The following is a 3,043-nucleotide window of genomic DNA, read 5'->3' as shown; positions in this document are numbered from 1 at the left end:
GTCGTCGTGGTCGCCGATAGCGAGGGCGGTTGCACCGCCGACCCACGGGTACGAACACCCGGAGTAGCGGGCCGTGTGGCCGGTGACGATGCTCACGCCGAGGTCCGCCGCTTCCTCGTGCATCGCGTTCCAGAGTTCGGCGAACTCGGCGTCGCTCATCTCCGGCGGGAGCGTGAACGAGATGGCGATGTGCGAGGGGTCGAGTCCGGAGACGGCGATATCGGAGAGGACGATGTCGATAGCGAATCGCCCCGCGCGGTCGAACCCGAGGGACGGGAGCACGGATATGGGGTCCGTCGCGAGTGCGACTGCGGTTCCGTCGATATCGAGGAGGCCGAAATCGACGCCGTGGGTCGGGCCAAGCGCGACGTCGTCTCGGTCTGCGCCGAGACGTGGGTAGATGTACTCGTCGAAGAAGTCGCGGTCGACCTTTCCGAGGTCGGTCATATTCGGTGTCGGGTGGCCGTGAGTATGAACGTACTCATCCGTCGCCACTGCGGCCGTACTGGCCTCTCGGTAGCCGAACCTCTCACGGGGTGAAGGTGGGACGGTCCCCCGTCCCTGCTCATGAAGAAGACGCGGAGACGGTTCGACGTGGAACAGGACGTCCCACCACCACCGGACTGTGACCGCGTCGATTCGGACGACGCTCTGGACGTACAAGAACCTCGCTAAGTCCCCTCGATGGTTCTATATAGGGGAATCAAAACGACGTAAAACGGTGCCGACATCGGGCGCGTGTCGCCGTCTCAGATTGGTCGATGGCCTGCCTCGTCTGGGGTGTTGTTCGGCGTCCACCACGTGTCGTCGATGTGTTCGATGAGCGCACGAGCAACGGCGACGGGTTCTTCGTGGTGGACCCAGTGTGTCGCGCCCTCGAACGTTCGGAGGTGGCCGTTCGAGCAATACGAGAGGCTCTCTCTGGCCATCTTCGGGCGGAGGAACTGGTCTTTGGCTCCCCAGACGACCAGCGTCGGAACCTCCACGGTGGTCGCTCTCGGTTGGGGTCGTTCACGGACGACGGCCCGATACCAGTTGACCATCGAGCGATACGCACCCGGGACCGACCACGCCGACCGATAGTGCTCGATGTCCGTCGGCGAGAACGTCCCCGGGAGAGAAGACGACTGAATCGTCCGCTCGAGGATGGCCCAGTCGCCGACGGGTGCGATGAGTTCGGGGAGTTTCGGCACCTGGAAGAACAACATGTACCAGCTACGGAGTTGCTGTGCGGGGTCACGCAGGAGGTGTCGAGTGAAGACGGACGGGTGTGGGAGGTTCATCACCGTGAGTGAGTGCACGTGGTCGGCGTGGTGAAGCGACGTCCACCACGCGACTGCGGCGCCCCAGTCGTGGCCGACGACGTGTGCTTTCTCACGACCCAGGGCGTCGACGAGACCGACCACGTCGCCGGTGAGGTCGTCGATACTGTACGAACCGACGCCCGACGGTTGGTCACTCAGATTGTATCCACGCTGGTCGGGTGCGACGACACGGTACCCATCTTCGGTGAGCGGTCGGAAGTAGTCGGCCCACGCGTACCAACACTCGGGGAACCCGTGTAGGAGGACGACGAGTTCTCCGTCTTCGGGTCCGGCCTCCACGACGTAGAGTTCGGTGTCGCCGACGTCGACGAGGCGACCAGACGCCTCCACCGGCAACTGTACGTCCTCACATTTCAACCCCGCTTGGCTCGACATACGTCTCGCTACGCGGGCAGAAGACAAATGTGGTGCGGCGACACGAACGGGCGTGAGACGCCCGGCGTTCGGGGAAATCCCGACCCGATTGCGTGGCCGAACCGCTATCCGAAGAGACGTTCCCGGAGACTGCGCTTTCGACTCCGCTCGGCGAGGAGGACCGAACAGTCCACGTCGTCGACGACGTTGAGGACCAGCGTCCCGCGGACGAGGCGCGAGAGGAGGCCACGTTCTGTGGCCCCGATGACGAGCAGCGACTTGTCTCTCGCGTGCGACTCGATTGCCGTCTCGACGTCGCCGGTTTCGACTTCGAGCGTCGCGTCACCGAGTCCGCGCTCGTCGGCCCACTCTCGCAAGAAGGCCTGACCTTCCTGCTCGTCGTCGGCGACGTGGAGGAGCGTCACCTGCGCGTCGTAGAACTCCGAGAGCACGGTGGCGATAGACGCGGAGAGGTCCGAGTCCGGACCGCCTGCCGTCGGGACGAGGACCGACGATGGGTCGAAGCCACGGTCTTTCAGCACCAACACGTCGTACGGGAGTGTGTTGGTCATCTCTTCGATGGCACTCTCTGCACGGCCCGGTGCACCGTGACTGTCGGGGCCCCACCCCATCACGACGAGGTCAGCGTTGTACATCTCGGCGGCGTCGAACACTTCCTCGAACGAGCGGTGCGAGAGAATCGTGTGCGTCTCGATGTCGATGTCGAGTTCGTCGGCGTCGACGCGGGCCTGTTCGAGCAACTCGTCGGCCTCGGCGAAGTCGTACTCTTCACGTGCAGATTCGAGCGCCGTCTGGTCGGGGACCTGCACGATGTGGACGCCGACGAGGGTGCCGTTGTGCGCTTTCGCGACTGACCCGCCGAGCGTGACGAGGTCACGTTCGCTCTCCGGGTTGGCGAGCGGAACCATGACGCGGTAGCCACCGTCGGGTTGGACCGACGTCGTCGCCGAGACGGCGGCGGAGGGGAGTTCTTCGGACCGCTGGAGGACGTACTGACCGAGGATACCCTGCTTCTCCGCCTGTCCGCGGGCGTAGACAGCGTACCAGAGCATCGCGAACACGACGAACCCGACTGCGAGGAGAACGATGGTGTCGGCGAAGAAGGCGATGAGTGCGAACGACGTAATCGCGCCCAGAATCGGCGTGAAGGGATACAGCGGCACCCGGTAGTCGGGCTGGTAGTCCTCTGGGTCTGCGACGCGCATCACGACGAGTGAGACGTTGAGAAGGCCGTAGATGATGAGGTGCAGGACGCTGCCCGCGTTCGCGAGCGTTCCCACGTCGGCCAAGAGGATGAAGAGCAAGATGAACCCGCCCGTGATGGCGATAGAACGGTACGGCGT

At 64.2% G+C, this 3,043-nt stretch carries 3 protein-coding genes; all 3 read right to left on the bottom strand.

Annotated elements, in window-relative coordinates; translation table 11 throughout:
- A partial coding sequence (locus tag AUR66_RS07615; RefSeq protein WP_231727800.1) for an AIR synthase related protein occupies nt 1–447 on the bottom strand: 447 nt, incomplete at its 3' end.
- Nucleotides 448–749: 302 nt separating this feature from the next.
- Complete coding sequence (locus AUR66_RS07610; protein ID WP_058571863.1) at nt 750–1,700, bottom strand: alpha/beta fold hydrolase; 951 nt, start codon at nt 1,698–1,700, stop codon at nt 750–752.
- A gap of 104 nt (nt 1,701–1,804) precedes the next feature.
- Nucleotides 1,805–3,043: universal stress protein (locus AUR66_RS07605; protein ID WP_197409701.1), on the bottom strand; the 1,239-nt coding region annotated here is incomplete at its 5' end.

Origin of the sequence: Haloferax profundi (assembly GCF_001469865.1) — an archaeon.
Lineage (GTDB): Archaea > Halobacteriota > Halobacteria > Halobacteriales > Haloferacaceae > Haloferax > Haloferax profundi.
This window is presented reverse-complemented; position numbering and strand designations above follow the sequence as displayed.

Excerpts from the sequence above, each read along its gene's own strand:
- AUR66_RS07610 (WP_058571863.1), bottom strand. The coding sequence starts at position 1,700 with ATGTCGAGCCAAGCGGGGTTGAAATGTGAGGACGTACAGTTGCCGGTG.